This is a genomic window from Aliamphritea spongicola, from assembly GCF_017051665.1.
Lineage (GTDB): Bacteria > Pseudomonadota > Gammaproteobacteria > Pseudomonadales > Balneatricaceae > Amphritea > Amphritea spongicola.
Map to the genome: position 1 here is coordinate 206,237 of NZ_JAFIDL010000007.1, position 19,795 is coordinate 226,031.

The window sequence follows — 19,795 nt, forward strand, 5'->3', positions numbered from 1 at the left end:
ATTTGTCTTTCCAATCACAGTCAGAAGGAATGTGATATGAGCTTGCCTGAAACTGATAATTCTCCGTCTGCTAAGGGGAATAAAGCACGCAACTTTAAGAGCAATGCCTGTGTATATCTGGTGGGTGCCGGTCCCGGCGATCCTGATTTGCTGACTGTGAAAGCACAGCGTCTGATTCGCGAAGCTGATGCGGTGGTATATGACCGTCTGGTCTCTGAAGAAATTATCGCTCAGATTCCGGCGGGCGTGGCCCGGATCTACGTGGGTAAGGCCACAGGCCGCCATTCCCTGCCGCAGGATGAAATTAATCAGCTGCTGGTCAAGCTGGCAAAAGGGTATCGCCATATTGTGCGTCTGAAAGGTGGTGACCCGTTCATTTTTGGCCGCGGCAGTGAAGAAGCGGCGGTGCTGACACAGAACAATGTGCGTTTTGAAATTGTGCCTGGCATTACCTCAGCGATGGCCTGCGCGGCGTATGCCGGCATTCCGTTAACTCACCGTGGGGTTGCTGACGGCGTCCATATCGTTACCGGCCACCGTCAGAATGATCAGGGCCTTGAACTGGATCTTGGCGCATTCAGCGACAGCCGTTGCACCCTGGCGGTGTACATGGGGCTGGCGAATCTGACGCCAATTGTGAATGCGGTTCTGGCAGCCGGCCGTTCTGCATCCACACCGGTAGCCGTTATCGAAAAGGGTACTACGCCGCAGCAACGCAGGCTTGTGACTGATCTTGCACATCTGGTTGCCGATACTGCCGATGCGGGCATTAAGCCGCCGGCCATGGTCGTGATCGGGGATGTGGTTAATCTGGCTGCAACACTGGACTGGTTTGAGCCGGCCAGTGAACCGATAGAACAGCAGTCCATGAGTCAGATGTAATTTACCCGCTGTAAAAAGGGAGATGTGAAGAATATGAAGTATTTAGCTGTTCTGACTATCTGCTTTTCAACTCTGAGCCTGGCGCAGGCCGGTTCGCTCGCTGACAGTGATCAGTCTGCCGTACTTTCCTCAGAGCGGCAGGCAGAACTGTCCCACTTACTCAGACATGACTGTGGTTCCTGCCACGGTATGACCCTTAAAGGAGGGCTGGGGCCGGCATTAACCCCGGATGTCCTGAGTAACAAACCTGAAGAATATCTTTTTCATGTCATCAGCTATGGCCTTCAGGGAACGCCGATGCCTCCCTGGCAGGGCATTCTCAGTGATGATGATATCCGCTGGCTGGTAGACGCACTTAAGGAAGGTGTTGATTCATGAATATTAAGAACTGGCGCCGGCATGCACTCAGCTGCTGTGTGGTACCGCTGTTAATCAGTATTGCTTCTGTCAGCCAGGCTGCCGCTGTCCGCGGCACCGGGGATCTGGGCGTAATTATTGAACGTGCCACCGGCAGTGTGCAGGTGGTTGAACATACCGGTGGCTCTCAGCTTTATCATGTTGAAGGGCTGGGAGATTTATCCCATGCCTCCATTGTTTTTTCCCGTGATGAGCGCTTCGCCTATGTATTCGGCCGGGATGGCGGCTTAACCAAGGTGGATATCCTCAGCGGTGAGATTGATAAGCGGGTGATACAGGGCGGTAACAGCATTGGTGGCGCGATCTCTGAAGACGGCACACTGGTAGCGGTTTCAAACTATGAACCCGGCGGTGTGAAAATTTTCAATGCCCAGACTCTGGAACTGGTGGCTGATATACCCGCGGTTGGCGCCAACGGTATGCAGTCCAAAGTGGTCGGGCTGGTGGATGCGCCGGATAACCGCTTTGTCTTCAGCCTCTATGAATCCGATGAAATCTGGATTGCCGATGTGTCTGACCCGGCAGCACCTCAAATCACCAAGTTTACTGATATTGGCCGTGGGCCCTACGACGCACTGATCACGCCGGACGGTCGCCATTACATCGCCGGTCTGTTTGGTGAAGATGGTATGGCGCTGGTGGATCTGTGGTATCCGGAAAAAGGCGTCCGGAGAATTCTGGATAACTATGGCCGCGGTGAAGAGAAACTGCCGGTGTATAAGATGCCGCATCTTGAAGGCTGGGCGATTGCCGGGGACTTTGCCTTTGTTCCGGCTGTAGGACATAACCAGGTGATCGTTGTTGACCGCAAAAGCTGGCAGCAGGTCGGCAAGATTCCGGTACACGGTCAGCCTATTTTTGTTATGGCACGGCCAGGCGGACGGCACATGTGGGTGAATTTTGCTTACCCCAATAACGATACCCTGCAGGTGATTGATACCGAAAGTCAGGAAATCATCAAGACGCTGAAGCCGGGTAAAGCCGTATTACATATGGAGTTTACGCCGAAGGGCGACAAAGTCTGGGCGTCTGTCCGGGATGATGATCAGGTGCAGATTTACGACACCAAAAGTTTTGAAAAACTTGATCAGCTGCCGGTTGAAAAACCGTCCGGCATCTTCTTTACCAACCGTGCACACACCATAGGGTTATGATCATGAGTAGCCTGGAACAACGATTACTGAATAACTATCAGCGTAACTTCCCACTGGTGCCTGAGCCTTATGAGCAGTTAGCCAGTGAGCTGGGCTCGGACAGCCAGACCGTCCGGGATTTGCTGGCGGAATTACTGATGCGGGGCAAGGTTAGCCGGGTCGGTCCGGTGTTTAAACCCCGTATGCTTGGCAGCAGCACGCTGGCGGCCATGAGTGTACCTCAGGAGATGCTGACCGAGGTGGCTACTCTGGTGAATGGTTACCCGGAAGTGAACCATAACTATGAGCGTGAGCACCGGCTGAATCTGTGGTTTGTTGCTGTGGCGGCTGATCAGGAAAAGCTGGAACAGGTGCTCAGCGATATTGAATCCCGCAGTGGCTATGAAGTGATGAGTCTGCCTCTGCTGAAGGAGTACCACATTGACCTGGGCTTCCGGATGGATGCCGGCGACAAACAAAAGGTTACCAGCAGTGCGGAACAGAATAATACCGACTGCAGCTTTGATCCGGCTCTGCACGGTTCACTGATCGCGGCAATACAGACCGGCCTGCCACTGACAGAGCGGCCTTACCTGACGGTGGGTGAACAGCTTGGGCTGTCAGAAGAAACAGTGATTGAAACACTTTCACAAATGCAGTCTGCGGGCATCATTCGCCGTCTTGGTGTCATTGTCCGCCATCATGAACTGGGCTACCGGGCCAATGCCATGCTGGTGTGGGACGTACCGGATGATCAGGTGGATACGCTGGGGCAGCAACTGAGTGCAGAGCAGAAGGTAACCCTTTGCTATCAGCGTCCGAGAATCAAGCCCCGCTGGCCGTACAACCTGTTCAGCATGATTCACGGTAAAAGCCGTGATGAAGTAATGGCTTACGTAGATGATTTGGTGGATAAGCTGGCACTGAAAGATACCCCTTACGAAGTGCTGTTTTCATTGCAGCGGTTTAAACAGTGCGGCGCGAAATACATCGTTCAGGAAAATGCACATCAACAGGCGGTATTGCGATGAACGATCTGAATACAGTCGCTCCGGCTGATGCGCTGGATGCTCTGGACAAGCGCATTATCAATACGCTGCAACGCAGTTTTCCGGTGTGTGATCATCCCTTTGCGGTGGTGGCTGAAGAACTCGGTACAACAGAAAGTGAGCTGATCAGCCGGTTACAGCGGTTGCGTGAAGGTAAAATCCTGAGCCGTTTTGGCCCCCTCTATAACGCTGACCGTTTTGACGGTGCGGTCAGTCTGTGTGCCATTGCGGTGCCTCAGGAACGCTTCGATGAAGTGGCTGAACAGGTTAATGCCTTTCCTCAGGTGGCACACAATTATGAACGGGATCATGAACTGAATATGTGGTTTGTGGCCGCGACAGAGAGCTGGCAGGAGCTGGAAGACACGCTGGCTGCCATTGAAGCTAAAACCGGTCTGACCGTCCGGAATATGCCGAAATTACACGAGTTTTATGTGGGGCTGTATTTTGAAATCTGACGCAGAATTACAGGTGCTGGACCGGGACATTATTCTCAAAACCCAGGCCGGATTGCCCCTGATCGCCGAGCCGTATCAGCAGATCGCTGCTGAACTGGATATTGATGTCGAACTGCTGATGCAGCGAATCAGAATTATGCAGGAAGATGGCCGGATCAGACGCATCGGTGCTGTGCCGAATCATTACCGGCTGGGGTATACGGGCAACGGCATGTCTGTCTGGGATGTACCTGATGAAAAGGTACATGAGCTGGGCGAAATGATCGGTGCGCTGGACTACGTCAGCCACTGTTACCACCGCCCGCGTTTTTTGCCTGACTGGCCGTATAACCTGTTTGCTATGGTGCATGGCCGCAGCCGCGAAGAAGTCATTGAAAAAGCACAAAAAATAGCGGATTTACTGGGAGAGCACTGCCGTAGCAGAGATGTTCTTTTCAGTAGCCGAATCTTAAAGAAAACCGGAATCCGCATTGGAGGCTGAACCATGTTTCGTATCTCTCAGTATATGCAGGAGCTTGTCAATCCAACACCTATAGGTCCTAAGCGTAACCCTCCGGGACCGGTGGTTATCTGGAATCTGGTGCGTCGCTGCAACCTTGCCTGTAAGCACTGTTATTCAATTTCTGCCGATGTTGATTTCCCCGGTGAGCTTTCCACCGCTCAGGTGGTTGATGTCATGAAGGACCTGCGCAGCTTTAAAGTGCCGGTGCTGATTCTGTCAGGCGGTGAACCGTTGTTACGGCCGGATATTCTGGATATCTCCCATCAGGCAAAAGCCATGGGTTTCTATGTGGCGCTGTCCACCAACGGCACGCTGATAGACGAATCTAATATCGAAGCACTGGCTGCGGTGGGATATGACTACCTGGGGATAAGTATTGACGGTATACGGGAAACCCACGATGAGTTTCGCCAGAAACAGGGGGCGTTTGACGCCTCTTTCAAAGGGCTGCAGCTGTGCCGTGAAGCAGGTATTAAAGTGGGGATGCGTTTCTCCATCACCCAGGATAACTCCCATGAGCTGCCTTACCTGCTGGATGTAATGGACGAGGAAAAGGTCGATAAGTTTTACCTTTCCCATCTCAATTACGGTGGCCGGGGTAACCGTCACCGGGGACATGATGCGGTTCATCAGATTACCCGTGAAGCGCTGGACCTGCTGTTTGAACGTTGCTGGGAAGATGTTCAGGCCGGCCGTCACCGGGAATTTGTAACCGGCAATAACGATGCTGACGGCGTGTACTTCCTGCACTGGGTGCAGCGGCATTTCCCGGACCGTTACGAGCATATGCGGGCGAAACTGTCTCAGTGGGGCGGTAACTCATCCGGTGTGAATGTGGCGAATATTGATAACCTCGGCAATGTGCATCCCGATACCTTCTGGTGGAACTATAACCTGGGGAATGTGCTGGAACGGCCTTTCTCAGAAATCTGGCAGGATACCAGCGATCCGCTGATGGCCGGTTTCAAAGCCGAAGAACGCTGCCTGGGCGGACGCTGCGGTGTGTGTACCTATAAGGATGTCTGTGGCGGAAATACCCGTGTCCGGGCGTTCCAGACAACCGGTGATCCATGGTGGGAAGATCCTGCCTGCTATCTGGATGATCAGGAGCTGGGCATTAATCTGGCGGACTATGAAGCAGAAAAACCTATCAAAATGGATCTGAATGTGCGGAGGATTCGCTTTGCCAGCTAGACATCTTTCTGTATTGCTGCCGTTATTACTCAGCGGAGCGGTTGCTGCCGCTGAGCCTGATCCGGCACAGCTGTTCCAGCAACATTGTGCTGCCTGTCACGGTGCCGACCGGCTTGGTTTGATTGGCCCGGCACTGTTACCGGAAAATTTAAAGCGGGTAAGAAAAAAGGCCGCGCTGAGCTCGGTGACCAATGGTTTACCCGCCACGCAAATGCCGGCGTTCGGCAATGTACTGAGTGAAGCGGAAATTGCCAGTCTGGCGGATTATATCTACACCCCGCTGGCGGAAGTGCCACAGTGGACCGAACAGGCGATTAAAGACAGTCATGTGATCTACAAACCGGATCTGGTAACCGGGGATGCTACCACTGCCAAACCTGTGTATGACGCGGATCCGCTGAACGTATTTCTGGTGGTGGAAGCGGGAGATCACCATGTTTCGGTACTGGATGGCGATACCTTCGAGCCTATTCACCGCTTTAAATCACGCTATGCACTGCATGGCGGGCCGAAATATACCTCAGATGGCCGCTTTGTCTATTTTGCTTCCCGGGATGGCTGGGTAACCAAATATGACATGTATAACCTGGAAGTGGTCGCCGAAGTGCGTGCGGGTATTAATGCCCGCAATGTAGCCGTATCCGGGGATGATCGTTATGTACTGGTGGGTAATTACCTGCCGCATACGCTGGTGGTACTGGATGCTACTGATCTGAGCTTTGTAAAGACCATTCCGGTGACGGATGAACAGGGCGAAAGCTCCCGGGTCAGTGCGGTGTATGCCGCTGCTCCCCGGCAGAGTTTTATCGCCGCCCTGAAAGACTTCCGCGAAGTCTGGGAAATCAGTTATGCGCCGGAAACACCGTTACAGGTGGCCCGCATTAAAATGGATGATTATCTGGACGATTTTTTCTTCGATCAGGAATATAACCACATCATGGGGGCTGCCCGAAACGCGAAGAATGGTCAGGTGATTGATCTTAACAGCCAGCAAAAAGCAGCGGATCTGGATCTGACCGGTATGCCCCATCTGGGCTCCGGTATTACCTGGCCGTATGGGGGGACCACCGTACTGGCCACGCCAAATCTTAAGGAGCACACGGTTACCTTTATCGATACGCAAAACTGGAAAACCATCAAGAAGATCGACACCAAAGGGCCGGGCTTCTTCATGCGCAGCCATGAAAATTCCCGTTATGCCTGGGTGGATGTTTTTGTTGGACCCGATAAAGACGTGATGCACGTGATCGATAAGGCAACACTGGAAATTGTTAAAACCCTGAAGCCTGAGCCGGGTAAAACGTCCGGGCATATCGAGTTCACCAAAGACGGCCGTTATGCATTGCTCAGTATCTGGGAGATGGATGGTGCGATTATTGTCTACGATGCTGAAACGCTGGAGGAAGTGAAACGCTTACCGATGAAAAAACCCGTCGGTAAATACAATGTTCACAATAAAATAACCCGTTCCGCGGGCACCAGTCATTAGAAAAATTTGCGGATAAACTCAGTGCATTTACTGTAACTCAATGGTGAGTGCACTGCTTTTATCCGTATTTATCACTTTAAAACAATGTGTTTAATTACACAGAGTTTCCCCTGCCAGATTTCAGGCTGGCGTCTTTGTTGTCCTCATAACTTGTTGATATGTATTGGTAATGTCTTTTGTTGGTAATTGTTTCAGAACCGAAGCAGTATTTTGAAATAATAAAAACTAATAGCAGAGTTTTTATTAAATAAAAAGACAGGGTTCCATTTAAATAGCAAAAAAATGATAAAAAGTTTTTAAACTTGACCATTGTCAGTTTTTTTGTTGCCGGTTTGATTAATAGTGCATCCAGTAGAAGTTATTTAGCCAAACGAAAAACGTAAATAACCGCTGGAGAGCTGTTCGATGAAAACACTCAAGTATGGATTATCCACCATTGGCCTGGCTATCGGTATGGCATCAGGAGCGCTGAGCATGTCTGCTGTCGCTGCTGAGCCTACCTTATCTGAAGCAGATTTTGCTAAAGCACAGTTGCAGTACTTCCAGCGTTGCGCTGGTTGTCACGGTGTTTTACGTAAAGGTGCTACCGGTAAGAACCTTGAGCCAAAAGAAACGCTGAAGAAAGGTCAGGAGCGTCTGGAGAAGATTATTGCCTACGGTACAGAAGGCGGTATGAACAACTTCGATGACATTTTCTCTGAAGAAGAGATTGCCAACCTGGCGACTTTCATTCAGATGGAACCACCGGTGCCACCTGAAATGTCTCTGGAGCAAATGCGTTCTCACACCAAAGAGTACGTTGCGCCAAAAGATTACCCGACCAAGCCGCTGCACGGCCGTAACTGGAAGAACTTCTTCGTGGTTATCGAGCGTGATGCCGGTAAAGCCGCAATCATTGATGGCGACACTAAAGAAGTTATTACCCACATCAATACCGGTTACGCAGTACACGTAATCAAGGGTACTGAGCATCACAAGATTGATCACGCAGAAGACATTGGCCGTTTCTGGTACACCATTGGCCGTGATGGCAAGGTGAACAAGATCGACCTGTGGCAGACTCCTGACAAGATGCTGGTTGCTGAAACCAAGATGGCTTATGACGCACGTGACATTGCCGTTTCCGGTGATGGCAAATACGTTGTTGCCGGTGGTTACTGGCCTGCGCACTTTGTAATCATGGATGCGGTGACACTGAACCCGCTGAAGGTTATTACAACCCGTGGTTACAACACAAAAGGTGAGTTTGTTAACGAAGCGCGTGTAGCGGCTGTTTACACCTCTCCGAACAAGTCTGAGTTTACCGTTGCTGTTAAAGAAACCGGCCAGATGCTGCAGGTTGATTACAGCGACTTGGATAACTTAACCATTACTTCCATTGCCTCTTCTGAGTTCCTGCATGACGGTTTCTACGATCCTACCGGTCGTTACTTCCAGATTGCGGCTAACGCTTCAAACAAGATGGTAATCGTTGATACTGAAACCGGTAAGCTGGAAGCGCAGATTGATGTTGATTCACTGCCACACCCTGGCCCTGGTGCTAACTGGAACGACAAAGAGTGTGGCCCTGTTGGCGGCACAACTCACTTAGGTACTGGTCTGGTATCTGTTTGGGGTAATGATCCTGCCGGTAAACCTGATCAGGCATGGAAACTGTGCTACGAAGTGGAGACTGATGGTGCCGGTGCATTCATCCGTACCCATCCGACATCACAGTATGTTTGGGCTGACCAGATTAAACACCCTGAGCCAGAAATTCAGCAGTCAGTACAGGTATTTGATAAAGATACCCGTGAGATTGTTAAGACTATCCGTGTAACTGAAGAGCCGGGTAAAGCGGCACTGCACATGGAATTCAACGAAGATGGTTCTGAAGTATGGGTATCTGTCTGGAACCGTACAGACAGCAAGAACCCTACCGGTGAAATCGTGGTTTACGATGCGAAGACTCTTGAAGAGAAGTCCCGCATTAAAGGCCTGACAACTCCTACCGGTAAGTTCAACGTTTACAACCGTATGAACCATAAAACCTAGTCACTCCCTGTAAACCCTGAATGCGGGCATGGCGCAAGCCATGTCCGCTCACCTCGCTTTGGTTAGAGTTGATTATGGATATAAATACATCAAGCAAATCTGGTTTCTGGTCCCGCCGCCGTGTGCTGGGCGTAACCGCTGCCGGTGCATTGGTATTTTTTGTTGTTGGTATTATTTTCTGGGGCGGTTTTAACACTGCTATGGAAGCAACCAATAGCACTGAGTTCTGCATTGGCTGTCATGAGATGGAAAATAATGTATATCAGGAATACAAGCCAACCATCCATTATTCAAACCGTACCGGTGTAAGAGCCGGCTGTCCTGACTGTCACGTACCCCGTCCGTGGATTCACAAGGTGGTACGTAAAATTAAAGCCTCCAGAGAATTGTTCTACTGGGCGACAGGCAAAATTGATACTCCTGAAAAATTTGAAGAACACCGTCTGGATCTTGCGAAAAGTGTCTGGTCGGCAATGAAAACTACCGATTCCAGAGAGTGCCGTAACTGTCACAACTTTGAATCGATGAATCCGGAATTCCAGAAACCCCGTGCCCGTAAGCAGCACATGAATTCCTTTGAAACAGGCCAGACCTGTATCGACTGCCACAAAGGCATTGCGCACCATAACGTCAGAGATCAGTTAACTGACGAAGAGCTGGAAGCCATTGAAGCACCGGATCCGAAATACGTCCGTGAAATTCCAAAAGAATATCTGGAAGGTCTGGCACGTGTTGAGGCGAAGGAAGCGGCCATGGCAGCGGAAGCGAAAGCAAAAAATGAAGCGGCCATTGAGCGTGCTGTTGCTGCGCTGAAAGCTGAAAATGAACGTCTGGTTGCTGATGCGAAAAACAATGTTGCCTCTGTCGGTGCTGTACCGGCGGCAGCCAGCAATATCAATGTCGACTGGGGCAAGGCCAGTACGTCTGATATTACTGTGTTCTATCCGGGTACTGCGTCAATGGAGTGGATCCTGGGCCGTAAACACGGTGGTAAACGTGCCTTCACCAAAGGTGATCGCTGTGTTGAATGTCACGGTGAAGAAACAGAAACCATTGGTCAGCTGATTGTCAGCGGTGAGAGTGAAAAAGAGCTGGAGCCGAATCTGATTCCGGGTAAGCGGGGCAGCATTCCGGTAACAATCAATGCCACTCACGATGATGAATACCTGTACCTGCGCTTTAACTGGGCAGACGGAGATCACGCACCGGTGCCGTTCGTTGAAGGCGGTAAGATGGATCCTGAAAACCCAATGAAGCTGGCCTTCATGGTGGCTACAGATGAAGTTGAGTACGCTGACCGTGCCGGTTGCTGGGGCACCTGCCACGCGGACGCTGATGAGATGCCTTTTGCACCTGAAAATCAGGCGCTGAAAGACTCCGAACTGGCAGCCCGTCTGGATCTGAGTGCCGGTGTAACCAAGTATCTGACTGAGTCCCGTACTAAGATTGAGCTTAAAGGACGTCGCGGCAAAGCGCTTGGCGGCTGGGATAAGCTGAAGTCTGAAGGGGATCTCACCGCGGCGATGGCAGCCAACCAGTATATGGATCTGGTGCGCTACAAGTCCGGTGCAGATGAAGTGGAAGACGGTCAGATTATGGCTGAACGGACCATGCACGGTGGTCAGGGTGCGGAAGTAGAAGCGTCTCTGAAAGCCGGTACCTGGTCAGTGGTTGTGAAGCGTAAGCTGAAATCTGATCAGCCGGGAGATGTCAGCATTGAACCGGGCAAACTGTATAACTTCGGTTTTGCCATTCACGATGACTTCACCAACGGGCGTTATCACCATGTATCCCTGGGCTACAAGTTAGCACTGGATGATGATCAGGCTGAGATAAACGCTGTTAAACAATAACACGCTGCAGTGTTACAAAGGCTCTTCATAAGAAGGGCCTTTTTTATGCCCGGGCAACTGAATATGTCGGTGTGGTCGACGAAAGTTCACTTTTTTGCCCGGTTTTTGATGATCAACTGAACAGGCTTTGACATGTGTCTAAATAAGCAACGCTTCCTGCCTGCTATTATGAGGAGACTTTCGTTTAATAAATAATCAGTCCGAGAGCCCGTTTATCATGATTGAAGAAATTGCTGCAGAGGTGAGACAGCATCTGTTACTTTCATCGATGTCCGATCAGGCATTTGCTGAACTCATCAGCCATTGCCGGATTGTGCACCTGGGGCACAACGAGAGTCTGTTTCATCAGGGAAGCGAAGCGCATAGTTTTTATATTGTCCTTAGCGGCAGGGTAAAGTTATTCCGGGTTTCCCCAGATGGTCAGACGAAGGTCATTGAAGTTGTCAGCCCTGGTCAGGCATTTGCCGAAGCGCTGATGTTCCTTGACCAGCACAAGTATCCGTTGAACGCCGAAGGGATGGAGCCGGGAGATGTTCTGCTGATCCCACGCCAGTATTACATGAAGCTGCTGATGGCTGAACCGGAGTGTGCGGTGCGTTTACTGGGCAGTATGGCGTTGAAATTACACCGCCGTATCAATGAGATAGAAACCCTGACACTGCAGAATACCCGTCACCGTCTGGGGCATTATCTGTCCAATCTGGCACCGGATCAGACCGCCCAGACTTGCTGTTTCGATTTGCCGATGGCTAAGCAACTGATTGCTTCGCAACTGGGGATGCAGCCGGAAACCTTTTCCCGGCTGATCAAGGAAATGAAGAGTGCTGGCATTATTTCTGTGCACGGCGCTGAAATCAGTGTACATGACTTATCACGCCTGAGAGCTTTTGGGCACTAGCTGTATGAACTGCGGCCGGTATAATGGTCACATATACAGGGCTTTTTAGCCCGGCTCAGTTTTTTGCAGCAGATAAGGACTTATCATGTCACTGATTCGACTCTCCGCTCTGGCATTCAGCGTATTGCTGACCGGTTGCGCCACTTCAAATTTTGTTCCGGTTGTTGAAGAGCGTGGTCAGAGCTCGGTGGGTGAAACCCGCCCGGCGGCGGATTCCCGTCAGGGGGTTATTGTGACACCGGTTGATCCGAGTCAGCCGATTGGTACTGTCACGCCGGTGGAAAACGGTGGGCAGATTCAGTCACGTTCACTGGACAGCCAGCCACTCAAACCTGATGTGCTGCCTACCCAGACCAATAAGCCGATTAAGACCTCTGCATCGCTGACGCCTGCACCGCCGCGCAATCCTGCGGTGATTGCTCTGCTGAATACGGCCGCACAGCAACAGCAGCAGGGATCTTTGAGCTCTGCTCAGTCCAGCCTTGAACGGGCCCAGCGTATTGCACCGCGGGATCCACAGGTGTATTACCAGCTGGCGGATGTTCGCTGGCGTCAGGGACAGTTCCTGCAGGCGGAGCAGTTAGCGCTGAAAGGTGTTGCTGTTGCCGGTGGGCAGCCAAAAGTGGAGCGTCGCTTATGGTTACTGATTGCGGATATCCGCCGGGAAGGTGGTGACAGCAGCGGGGCTAAGCAGGCCCGGGAAAGAGCAGGGCAACTTTAACCGGGCATGACTTACAAAAAAAGGCGCATATAGCGCCTTTTCTGTTTTTGAAAGAGCATTCAGTGGCTTGCTGGCTGAATCACGTCCAGATCGTCCGCAAATATGATGTTGCCATCATAGTGCTTACGAATTTCTGCTTCTGTTTGTGTTTCCTTACCCAGGCTGCGGTTCATACGGTGAGACAGTACCAGCTTTCCTGGATTCGTTTCTGCGGCAATTACGCCGATGTCACTGGGCTGCATATGTAGCCGGGCAGCAACGCCGCCAGCGCCCTGAGGAATGGCATTATGGGCAACAATAATGTCGCTGTTTTTTGCCAGTGTGCCGAAGGTTTTGTACTGATTGCTCATATCACCGGTGAAACTGATGCTGCAGCCGGCAATGTTCACTCGCCATGCAGTCGCGGCAATTGGGCCGTGGTTAACAGGAATTGCCTGCAGGCTGATGTCATCATTGAGTGAGTGGTTGCTCACTTCGTGAGGTGTTAGCGGTACATCGGTTGCCTGAATTTTATAGGCACTGCGCTGATCAGGTTCAACAAAGTTCTGCAGGTATGAATAGCTGCCTTCAGGCCCGAAGTTCTTACGGATAAAGGCGGTAGTGGATGGCATTACCCGGTTTCCGGCCGGACCGAATACCTGCAGATCAGAGCGCCGCGGGGTAAAGAAAGATGCCTTGATGAAGGCTGGCAGATCCGCGCTGTGGTCGACATGCAGGTGGGTGAACAGAATGGCATCCAGATCCTGGATTTTTGCGCCGCTCTTCTCGAAGTTAATACTGCTGCCGGCACCGGCATCGACCATGATACGGGCGCGGTTATCCAGGCTGATCAGGTAACTGCTGGAGGCGCGGTTATCGGTAAATTCAGGACCACCGGAACCTAGCACTTGTAAGCTGACGCGATCGGCGGCGCACTGATGACTGGCTTGCACAAGGCTGGCTGTTGTCAGAAGGGTTGAAGCAATAAACAGATGTTGTACTGAGGTAAACATGATTGGCCCTCTTCCGTGAAAAAGGGCCAAGATGCCGCAAGCAGGTGCTTATTGCAAGCGGTCCAGCAAGGCCGGAATTTCGTTAATGTTATTCAACACGTGATCGGCATGTTCACCGAGCAGTTGGGCTGAGCTGGTGCCGGTAAGAACACCGATAGCCATGCCTGCTTCGGCGTTGCGGGCCATTTCAATATCGTGCAGGTTATCGCCAACCACAATCACTTCTTCAGCTTTCAGTCCGGTTTCTGCACAGAAGCCTTTGACCATACCTGCTCCGGGTTTAATGCCGTGGCCTGTATCGTAGCCGCAGATGAAGTCCAGTTTATCCAGTACGTTAAACCGGCCCAGTGAACAGTGAATGCCCTGTTCGCTGTCGCTGGTGGCGATGCCCAGTTTCAGGCCTCTGGCACGGAACTGGTCAAACAGCTCACCCAGATCGGTGACCGGTACGCTGTGTTCGGTGCTGCCTTGCTGGAAAATAGTGTTCAGTTCATCGACCAGTGCATCATCCAGCGGACGCTTAATGAACGGTGCCCAGTGTTCTGCGATTTCACGGTTACTGGCGGCGGCCAGTACAGAGCCACCCAGGATAATATCCTGTTCAGCATCGTAGCCGGTGGCGGCCAGCATTTCCGCAGCCGTCTGCTCATCGCCTCCGGCCATTTTTTTAGATGCTTCATGAATCAGTGGTAACCATGAAGCCATGAAGTCGATGAGTGTGCCGTCTTTATCGAAAAGTAAGCCTTTGTACTGGGTCATAATTATTTTCTTATAGAACTGAGTGTGAATTTCGGATCACTGCGACGGCTTGGTATCGGGCGTGGCAGTGGCTATTTTTTTTTCCTGAACGTTGCTTTGTTCCGGTTCGGGCGTCTGCTGACGGCGTAACCGGCTGGCACGTAATTCTCCGGCCCGGTCAAGGATCGGATAAGCAACGGATGCCAGGTGTGAATTAATACGTTTGATGTCGCGGAGAATATCCAGGAACAGTGCACTGTCTGTTGCCGGAGAGTTCACCTGTTCGCGTAACCGGCGCTGGTGCGCGTTAATGGCTTTGTTTTCCATTTCGCGAATGGCGGTTTTCTGTTCCAGCAGTTCACGGGCATTGCCAACCCGGCCATTCATTAAGACGGTAAACGCCAGCTTCATATTGTTCTGGGTGGCTTTATGCAGTTCTTCAATGGCTCGCATATCGGCGGTGGCGAACTGGATATTCTGGCTCAGACTGCGGGAGATCAGGTCTGCCAGACTGCTTTCGACAATGTCACCCAGATGTTCAAGGTTGGTGGTGAATGACATGTACTGATTACAGCGGCGGCGGTTCTTCTTACCCAGATCCCGCCGGCTCAGTTCAGTCAGGTAAAGTTTTATCTTTTCGTGATATTCATCCACCAGATCATCTGACTGAGTGATTTTCTTCAGGGCACTGCTGTCCCGCTGCTGCAGGGCTTCAATGCTTTTGTTGACCATGTTGTCCAGCAGGTCACCCATGCGCAGCACTTCCCGCATGGCGTTGGATAAGGCGATGGCAGGATTATCCAGGGCGGAACGGTCCAGATAACGGGGTTTAATGCTGTTGGCGTCTTCTTCCCGTTCCGGCAGGATGCGGGTGACCAGTTTAGCTGCCGGGTTAACCAGTGGCAGGAACAGGATCGCCAGGCCAACGTTAAACAGCATATGGAAGTTAACCAACTGGCGGGCCGGAGATTCTCCCAGTTCCGGTAGCCAGGCTGTAACAATGTTCAGCATCGGCAGCATCAGCAGTACGCCAACGGTACGGAATATCAGGTTGCCCAGTGGTGGCCGGCGAATGGCGGGTTCTGCACGCATGGTGGACAGAATGGCGGGCAGTGCGCCGCCCAGGTTTGCACCGAGTATCAGAACGAAGCCAACGTGTAACGGCAGGGAGCCGGATGCCCCCAGTGCCACAACCAGCAGAACCGTTGCCAGACTGGAGTGTGCCAGAAAGCTGATCAGTGCGCCGATCAGGACTGCCAGTACAGGTTCGTCTGCCAGTGATGACAGCAGGAACTGAATGGTGGAAGAGTCCCGCATCGGGGCTGAGGCTGTAACGATCAGTTGGAGTGCCAGTAGCATCAGGCCAAGCCCAAGAATGATCTGGCCGAGATGTTTTTGCCGCTCGCTGCGGGCATTAAAATACAGGCATACACCGGCAAAGATGAGTACCGGTTTAAGCAGGCTGAGATCCATCGACAGGGCTTGCGCGACCAGGGTGGTACCAATGTCTGCGCCCAGCAGTAATGCCAGTGCTGGTGCTGCTGACAGCCCCTGACCGGCAAAAGAGCTTGCCAGTAATGCGGTTGCTGTACTGCTCTGCAGCATACAGGTAACAGCGATGCCCACACCAAACGCTTTAAAACGGTTGCTCATGCTGCGGCCGAGGTGCCGTCGCAGCTTGCCACCGTAGGCGCTGATGATGCTGGTCTTCACCATGGTCAGCCCCCAGAGAAGCAGGGCTACGCCACCGAGAAGGTTGATCAGAACTGTTGTGCCGACCGCTGAATGCATTATGCCTGTACCATGTTAAGTCGAGTGTCTCCTGCCGGCTTACCGGTAGTCAGATAAATAAGGACGGGCCCGGTCTCTCTGGGAGAGACCGGGTCAGTAAGTCTGATGATTCCCAATGAGGGAAGATCAGTTTCCTGCCGATTCCATCCGGCGTGTGCTGAGGACTTTTTCCAGCCAGCCCAGCTCCATTTCCGGTACGGAAGAGAGCAGCAGGTCGGTGTAGTCATCAAAAGGTGGTGACAGCACGCTGTCTTTGTCGCCGAATCGCATCAGCTTGCCCTGATACATCACGGCGATGGCGTCAGAGATTGCCCGGACAGTGGCGATATCGTGCGTGATGAACAGATAAGCAATATTGTGCTTCTTCTGTAAGCGTAGCAGCAGACGGAGGATGTCATCGGCAACCAGAGGGTCCAGTGCCGAGGTTACTTCGTCACAGATGATCATTTTTGGCTTGGCTGCCAGTGCCCGGGCAATACATACCCGCTGCTTCTGACCACCGGAAAGTTCGGCCGGATAACGGTCGATGTATTCTTCCCCTAACTCAATCTGTTCAAGCAGTTCAATGGTCTGCTTACGCTGTTCAGCACCGTTGACACCGAAATAGAATCCCAGAGGGCGGCCGATAATCTGACCGATGGTGTGGCGCGGATTCATTGCCACGTCTGCCATCTGATAGATCATCTGCAGTTCACGCAGTTGATCTGTTGTGCGGGCCTTAAGTGCGGCAGGCAGAGTCTCACCGGCAAACTCAATGCTGCCGGACATAGGTGGCAGCAGGCCGGTAATCACCCGTGCCAGCGTCGACTTGCCTGAGCCTGACTCACCTACAATCGACAGGGTCTGGCCCGGTTTCAGGAACATGGTGACGTCGTGCAGAATCTTATTCTTGCCGTCGTACGCCGCATCAATCTGATTGATTTTCAGAATCGGTTCCTGGTCACAGGGTGGTGCCTGATCTTTTTCAATACCGCGGACGCTTACCAGGTCGCGGGTATAGGTTTCCTGCGGATTATTGATGATCTGATCAGCGCTGCCGTATTCAACGGTTTTACCGTGCCGCAGTACCATGATGTCATCAGAAATCTGCGCAACAACCGCCAGGTCATGGGTGATGTACAGGGCTGCTGTACCGGTATCGGCAATCGCGTGTTTGATGGTCGCCAGTACGTCAATCTGGGTGGTTACATCCAGCGCCGTGGTTGGCTCGTCAAATACGATCAGGTCCGGTTTTGAACACAGCGCCATAACGGTCATGGCACGCTGCAGCTGGCCGCCGGATACCTGGTGAGGATAACGCTCACCGAAGCTGTCCGGGTTAGGCAGGCCTAACTTATGGTAGAGCGTGTTAGCGTAGCTTTCTGCTTCGCTGCGGCTCATCAGATTGTGTTCCATCGCCGATTCGATGATCTGATCACCGAGACGGTGAGCCGGGTTGAATGCCGCTGCAGCAGACTGGGCAACATAGGCCACCCGGGCACCGCGTACCTGACGGATCTGGCTGTGATTATGGGCCAGAATATTCTCGCCGTTCAGCCAGACTTCGCCACCGGAAATGTGGCAGCCACCACGGCCATAGGCCATGCTGGACAGGCCGATGGTAGATTTACCGGCGCCGGATTCACCGATCAGACCCAGCACCTTACCTTTTTCAAGGGTGAAGGAAACACCTTCAACAATGGTAAAGGTCTTGGCAGGTTTTCCCGGAACATGGCTGGTTACCGAGATTTGCAGGTTTTTTACGTCGAGTAAGGTGCTCATTCCCGGCCTCCTTTCAGACTGCTGGTACGGCTGAGAATTGAATCCACAACAAGGTTAATACTGATGGTCAGCGTTGCAATGGCCGCAGCCGGAATCAGTGCGGCAGGAATACCGAAGACGATACCGTCTTTGTTTTCCTTAACCATGCTGCCCCAGTCAGCTTCAGGTGGCTGAACGCCTAATCCCAGGAAGCTCAGGGTACTCAGGAACAGTACCGCAAAGGCAAAGCGCAGACCGAATTCAGCAAACAGCGGTGAAAGGGCGTTCGGCAGAATCTCGCGGAAGATAATCCACAGAGTACCTTCGCCACGCAGACGGGCGGCTTCCACGTAATCCATTACCACGATATCCACTGCAACCGCACGGGAGAGACGGAATACACGGGTTGAATCCAGTACACCCATGATGAGGATCAGGAACAGCATGTTTGCAGGCAGTACGGACAGTACCACTAAGGCAAAAATCAGTGTCGGGATCGACATCATCAGGTCATTCAGACGGCTCAGTACCTGATCGGTATGACCACCGGTAACCGCTGCCAGGAAGCCCAGAAAGGTTCCCATAAAGAAGGACAGTAGGGTGGCTGCGCCGGCAATGAAGAAAGTGTTGCGGGCACCGTAAATCAGACGGGACAGAATGTCCCGGCCGAGCTGGTCGGTACCCAGCAGGAATTCACCGGACATTGGCAACCAGACGTCGCCGACGATTTCTTCCTGCGTATAAGGGGCTACCCATGGCGCAAAAATGGCTGCCAGTGCGAATACCATCAGGCTCAGTAAGCCGATCCGGGCACCCCACGACAGGTGGCTGAGAAATTTCTTCAGCGCGTTTGGCTTGTGTGGTGCAGCCTGAGCTGCGCCAGCGCCGGATAAGTCAGAAGCAGTTGAGTTCATTATTTTTCTTCCTGGCCTCTTATTTCGGGTGACGCAGACGCGGGTTTGCAATGATCGACATAATGTCGGCAAACATATTCAGCAGGATGTAGATCGCTGCGAAAATCAGACCAGCAGCCTGTACCACAGGTACATCTCGCTTGGTTACGTGGTCAACCAGCAGTTGTCCCATACCCGGATAAACGAAGATGATTTCAACCACCACAACACCAACAACCAGATACGCCAGGTTCAGTACCACAACGGTGATGATTGGCGATATGGCATTCGGAAATGCATGGCGGAAAATAATCTTGAACGGGCTGAGGCCTTTCAGTTCGGCAGTTTCAATGTATGCACTGGACATTACATTGAGAATGGCTGCACGGGTCATCCGCATCATGTGAGCCAGTACAACCAGAGTCAGGGTTGCGCAGGGCAGTGCGATAGCGGTCAGTTTTTCACCCCACGACATACCGTCGTAGATGATCGAGCTGGACGGTAACCAGCCCAGGTTAACTGCAAATACCAGAATCAGCAGGTAACCGATAAAGAATTCAGGCAGTGAAATAGCGGTGATCGTCGTAACAGAGATCAGCTTATCAACCATACCGTTGCGGAAGTGAACCGCAATCATACCAAGAATGACGGCCAGCGGGACGGCAATAATTGCTGTGCACATCGCCAGAAACAGTGTGTTGCCAAGACGTCCGCCGATCATTTCGCCGATGTCGCGACCACTGCTAAGGGAGTTACCCAGGTCACCTTGTAAAATACCACCCAGCCAGGACAGATAACGTTCCAGTGCCGGTTTATCAAGACCCATATCTGCCCGCAGATTAGCAAGAGCTTCAGGGGTGGCGCTCTGGCCAAGAATACTCTGCGCAACATCGCCCGGCAGCATTTCAGTGCCGGCAAAGATCAGTGCGGAGATCGCCAGTAAGAGCCCGAGGCCAAGCGCAATGCGCTTGGCCACAAGGGCGGTCAGTGAGTTAGACGCAAGAACCATGG

Annotated in this window: 18 protein-coding genes; 12 read left to right on the plus strand and 6 right to left on the minus strand. The window is 52.1% G+C overall.

Annotation, left to right across the window (positions count from 1 at the left end):
- Positions 1-36 precede the first annotated feature (36 nt).
- The 12 genes from cobA to JYB63_RS18630 all read left to right on the plus strand — a co-directional run bounded on the left by cobA (position 37) and on the right by JYB63_RS18630 (position 12,630).
- The gene (gene cobA / locus JYB63_RS18575) at positions 37-882 is read left to right on the plus strand and encodes a uroporphyrinogen-III C-methyltransferase (protein WP_205659412.1); all 846 of its coding nucleotides are present in this window, start codon (positions 37-39) and stop codon (positions 880-882) included.
- A 33-nt stretch (positions 883-915) separates the two neighbouring features.
- Positions 916-1,260: a c-type cytochrome gene (locus tag JYB63_RS18580; RefSeq protein ID WP_205659413.1), complete on the plus strand. Its 345-nt coding sequence runs from the start codon at positions 916-918 to the stop codon at positions 1,258-1,260.
- Positions 1,257-2,453 (plus strand): cytochrome D1 domain-containing protein, encoded by a 1,197-nt coding sequence (locus JYB63_RS18585; RefSeq protein WP_205659414.1) that lies wholly within the window; start codon positions 1,257-1,259, stop codon positions 2,451-2,453. The genes JYB63_RS18580 and JYB63_RS18585 overlap by 4 nt, the downstream gene beginning before the upstream one ends.
- A gap of 2 nt (positions 2,454-2,455) precedes the next feature.
- Positions 2,456-3,463, plus strand: a complete 1,008-nt coding sequence (gene ahbB, locus JYB63_RS18590) for a siroheme decarboxylase subunit beta (protein ID WP_205659415.1) — start codon at positions 2,456-2,458, stop codon at positions 3,461-3,463.
- A complete protein-coding gene (locus JYB63_RS18595; RefSeq protein ID WP_243432062.1) occupies positions 3,460-3,939 on the plus strand; it encodes an Lrp/AsnC family transcriptional regulator in 480 nt (159 codons plus the stop codon). Before ahbB (JYB63_RS18590) ends, JYB63_RS18595 begins: the two co-directional genes overlap by 4 nt.
- A complete protein-coding gene (ahbB, locus tag JYB63_RS18600; protein ID WP_205659416.1) occupies positions 3,929-4,420 on the plus strand; it encodes a siroheme decarboxylase subunit beta in 492 nt (163 codons plus the stop codon). Before JYB63_RS18595 ends, ahbB (JYB63_RS18600) begins: the two co-directional genes overlap by 11 nt.
- 3 nt (positions 4,421-4,423) lie before the next feature.
- Positions 4,424-5,635 (plus strand): heme d1 biosynthesis radical SAM protein NirJ, encoded by a 1,212-nt coding sequence (gene nirJ / locus JYB63_RS18605; protein WP_205659417.1) that lies wholly within the window; start codon positions 4,424-4,426, stop codon positions 5,633-5,635.
- A complete protein-coding gene (locus JYB63_RS18610) occupies positions 5,625-7,124 on the plus strand; it encodes a cytochrome D1 domain-containing protein (protein ID WP_243432063.1) in 1,500 nt (499 codons plus the stop codon). Before nirJ ends, JYB63_RS18610 begins: the two co-directional genes overlap by 11 nt.
- A 405-nt stretch (positions 7,125-7,529) precedes the next feature.
- Positions 7,530-9,158, plus strand: coding sequence for a cytochrome D1 domain-containing protein (locus JYB63_RS18615; protein ID WP_205659419.1), 1,629 nt, complete (start codon positions 7,530-7,532; stop codon positions 9,156-9,158).
- A 74-nt stretch (positions 9,159-9,232) separates the two neighbouring features.
- Positions 9,233-11,011, plus strand: a complete 1,779-nt coding sequence (locus JYB63_RS18620; RefSeq protein WP_205659420.1) for a NapC/NirT family cytochrome c — start codon at positions 9,233-9,235, stop codon at positions 11,009-11,011.
- Positions 11,012-11,228: 217 nt separating this feature from the next.
- Complete coding sequence (locus JYB63_RS18625; RefSeq protein WP_205659421.1) at positions 11,229-11,909, plus strand: Crp/Fnr family transcriptional regulator; 681 nt, start codon at positions 11,229-11,231, stop codon at positions 11,907-11,909.
- Between the two features lie 85 nt (positions 11,910-11,994).
- The gene (locus tag JYB63_RS18630) at positions 11,995-12,630 is read left to right on the plus strand and encodes a tetratricopeptide repeat protein (RefSeq protein ID WP_205659422.1); all 636 of its coding nucleotides are present in this window, start codon (positions 11,995-11,997) and stop codon (positions 12,628-12,630) included.
- A gap of 59 nt (positions 12,631-12,689) precedes the next feature.
- On the opposite strand, the gene JYB63_RS18635 is transcribed toward JYB63_RS18630, so the two are convergent.
- The 6 genes from JYB63_RS18635 to JYB63_RS18660 form a co-directional block, all read right to left on the minus strand.
- On the minus strand, positions 12,690-13,622 hold the full coding sequence (locus tag JYB63_RS18635) for an MBL fold metallo-hydrolase (protein ID WP_205659423.1): 933 nt from the start codon (positions 13,620-13,622) through the stop codon (positions 12,690-12,692).
- A 48-nt stretch (positions 13,623-13,670) separates the two neighbouring features.
- Positions 13,671-14,381 (minus strand): HAD family hydrolase, encoded by a 711-nt coding sequence (locus JYB63_RS18640; protein WP_205659424.1) that lies wholly within the window; start codon positions 14,379-14,381, stop codon positions 13,671-13,673.
- 36 nt (positions 14,382-14,417) lie between these two features.
- The gene (locus tag JYB63_RS18645) at positions 14,418-16,151 is read right to left on the minus strand and encodes a Na/Pi cotransporter family protein (RefSeq protein ID WP_205659425.1); all 1,734 of its coding nucleotides are present in this window, start codon (positions 16,149-16,151) and stop codon (positions 14,418-14,420) included.
- A 126-nt stretch (positions 16,152-16,277) separates the two neighbouring features.
- Positions 16,278-17,912 (minus strand): ABC transporter ATP-binding protein, encoded by a 1,635-nt coding sequence (locus JYB63_RS18650; RefSeq protein WP_205659426.1) that lies wholly within the window; start codon positions 17,910-17,912, stop codon positions 16,278-16,280.
- Positions 17,909-18,805 carry an ABC transporter permease gene (locus JYB63_RS18655; RefSeq protein ID WP_205659427.1) on the minus strand — a complete coding sequence of 299 codons (897 nt, stop codon included), beginning with the start codon at positions 18,803-18,805 and terminating at the stop codon, positions 17,909-17,911. Before JYB63_RS18655 ends, JYB63_RS18650 begins: the two co-directional genes overlap by 4 nt.
- Before the next feature lie 19 nt (positions 18,806-18,824).
- Positions 18,825-19,793 carry an ABC transporter permease gene (locus tag JYB63_RS18660; protein WP_205659428.1) on the minus strand — a complete coding sequence of 323 codons (969 nt, stop codon included), beginning with the start codon at positions 19,791-19,793 and terminating at the stop codon, positions 18,825-18,827.
- Positions 19,794-19,795: the final 2 nt, after the last annotated feature.